Below are 2,591 nucleotides of genomic sequence, written 5' to 3' on the forward strand. Positions count from 1 at the left end.
CGCGCGTCGTACGACCGGGCGCTGCGGGCCCGCGCGGCCGGCCTCGAGCTGGACACCGAGGCGCACCTGGTCGGGCTGGTGCTCGACGCCGACCCGGCGGCCCGCGCCGACCTGCGCCAGCAGCTCCTCGCCCCGCTGGCGGACCTGCGGCCGGCCACCGCGGAGAAGCTCACCGACACGCTGCGCTCCTGGCTGCTGCACCAGGGCCGCCGCGAAGAGGTCGCCGCAGAGCTGTTCGTGCACCCGCAGACCGTGCGCTACCGGATGGGGCAGCTGCGCGAGCTGTACGGCGAGCGCCTCGACGACCCCGAGGTCGTGCTGGCCCTGGTGGTGGCGCTGGGCTGAGGGTTCGGGTCGTGTGCCTGAGAACGCGCTATAGCCCGTTGTGGGGCACACGACCCGTCACCCGTCGCGGCCGCGCGGCCCGGCTGCCGTCGAGACACCAGAACTGGCTGCCGCGCCGCGAGATCCACGACCACTTCTGGTGTCTCGACGAGAGACGGGGGGCCCGGTCAGGGCCGCTGCCAGTCCGGCTTCGCGTCGAACACCTCGCGGTAGTACGCCGTGCGCTCCAGCCGCGACGCCGCCGCCTCGTCGAGCAGCACGCTGACCCGCGGGTGCAGCTGCAGCACCGAGGCGGGGCAGGACGCCGAGACCGGACCCTCGACGGCCGCGGCGATCGCGGCCGCCTTGCCCTCCCCGGCGGCGACCAGCAGCAGGTGCCGGGCCCGCTGGATGGTGCCCAGTCCCTGGGTGAGCACGTGCCGGGGCACCTCCTCGACGGAGTCGAAGAAGCGGGCGTTGTCCTCGCGGGTCCGCGCGGTCAGCGTCTTGATCCGGGTCGTCGACACCAGCGACGAGCCCGGCTCGTTGAAGGCGAGATGGCCGTCGGCGCCGATGCCGAGGACCTGCAGGTCGACCCCGCCGGCCGCGCGGATCGCGTCCTCGTACCTCGCACCGGCCGTCGGGATCGCGTCGGGCGCGGGGTCCGGGCTCGCGACGCGGTCGCGGGCGATCCCGAGGGCGTCGGTGAGCTCCCGGAAGATCGTCTCGCGGTAGGTCTGCGGGTGACCGGCCGGCAGCCCGACGTACTCGTCGAGCAGGAACGCGCGGACGCCGGCGTACGACGGGCCGGTGCCGGCACGGTGCCTGCGGATCAGCTCCTGGTACGCCGGCAGCGGGCTCGACCCGGTCGCGAGCCCGAGCACGGCCTCGGGGTGCGCGCGGACCAGCGCCTCGATCGTGTCGGCCGCCAGCGCGGCGACGTCGGCCTCGGTCGCGAGCGGGACGATCTCCATCAGTCCACCTCCGTGTCGGATGCCAGGTGCAGGTCGTCGGTGAGCCGGATCCGCTCCTCGCGATGCGGCAACCCCAGCAGGTCCAGGGGAGTCGTCGACGCGGTCGCCACCGCCTCCTCGATCGTGCACCCGGTCTGTGCGACCAGCACCCGCAGGCAGTCCAGCAGCGACGCGGCCGAGCCGGCCAGCGTGCCGCACTCGAGCCGCACGGTGCCGTCGGCGACGATCACGTCCTGGTCGCCCAGCCGCGCCGGGCCGTCGGGCAGTCCGAGCCCGGCGGTGGTGTCGGAGACCGACACGAACCGGCCCGGGCCCAACGTCCGCCAGGCCGTGCGCACGAACAGCGGGTCGAGGTGGTGGCCGTCCACGATCAGGCCGGCCACGACCTGCCCGCCGAACGCCGCGCCCACCGGCCCGGGCTCGCGGGCGCGCATCGGCGGCATCGCGTTGCCGAGGTGGGTGAGGTACCGGGCACCCGCGTCGAGGGCAGCGGTGACCTCGGCCGCCGACGCGGCCGTGTGGCCGACCGAGACGACGACGCCGCGCGCGGTCAGCCGTTCGATGACCTCGAGCGCCCCGGGCAGCTCGGGCGCGATCGTCGCGATCACGACACCCGCCTCGCGCGACCAGCCGTCGACGAGGTCGAGCGAGGGCGGCCGCAGCCAGCGCTCGGGGTGGGCGCCCTTGCGGGTCGGCGCGATCATCGGACCCTCGAAGTGCAGCCCGAGCGGCTCGGCGCCCGACCAGCCGGCGGGCGGGCCGGCGGCGAGGGTGGCCAGCGCCTGGTCCCGGGCGGCCGGGTCGGAGGTGATCACGGTGGGGACGAACGCGACGACGCCGTACGCCGGGAGCGCCGCGGCCACCTCCCACAGCCGGTGCGGCTCCGCGGTCAGGTCGATGCCGGCGGCGCCGTTGACCTGGGCGTCGACCAGGCCGGAGACGACCGTGGTCATCGCGACCTCCCCAGCAGTGCGGCGCCGACCGCGGCGACCGGGTAGCTCGCGGGCACCAACCGCAGCCGGCCGGCGAGGTCGAGGGACGCCAGGAACGGCGACGACCCGGCCTGGGCGCGCAGGGCATCGGCGACCGCCAGGCGCAACGGCTCGCCGAGCTGGGCGACGCCCCCGCCGATGACCACCGAACGCGGGTCGACCGACAAGGCGAGCACCCGGATGGCGCTGGCGACGCCGGCGGCGAACCGGTCGCGGGCCGCGATCGCCTCCGGGTCGCCCGCGGCGGCCGCCGCGAACAGCGCCTCGCCCGCGGGCACGTCGGGGGACGGCCAGGCGGTCG

General features: G+C 76.1%; 4 protein-coding genes. 1 reads left to right on the forward strand and 3 read right to left on the reverse strand.

What is annotated here, in order from left to right; all coding sequences use genetic code 11:
* Positions 1-345: helix-turn-helix domain-containing protein (locus VGD85_RS11170; RefSeq protein WP_331063514.1), on the forward strand; the 345-nt coding region annotated here is incomplete at its 5' end.
* Between the two features lie 167 nt (positions 346-512).
* Here the strand turns inward: VGD85_RS11170 and VGD85_RS11175 are convergent.
* The 3 genes from VGD85_RS11175 to VGD85_RS11185 all read right to left on the reverse strand — a co-directional run.
* Positions 513-1,298 (reverse strand): glucosamine-6-phosphate deaminase, encoded by a 786-nt coding sequence (locus VGD85_RS11175; RefSeq protein ID WP_331063515.1) that lies wholly within the window; start codon positions 1,296-1,298, stop codon positions 513-515.
* Positions 1,298-2,251, reverse strand: coding sequence for an N-acetylglucosamine 6-phosphate deacetylase (locus VGD85_RS11180; protein ID WP_331063516.1), 954 nt, complete (start codon positions 2,249-2,251; stop codon positions 1,298-1,300). The genes VGD85_RS11175 and VGD85_RS11180 overlap by 1 nt, the downstream gene beginning before the upstream one ends.
* Positions 2,248-2,591 (reverse strand): ROK family protein (locus VGD85_RS11185; protein WP_331063517.1); only part of this gene is annotated, 344 nt, incomplete at its 5' end. The genes VGD85_RS11180 and VGD85_RS11185, both read right to left, overlap by 4 nt.

It is taken from the genome of Nocardioides sp. (assembly GCF_036401255.1).
Taxonomy (GTDB): Bacteria; Actinomycetota; Actinomycetes; order Propionibacteriales; family Nocardioidaceae; genus Nocardioides.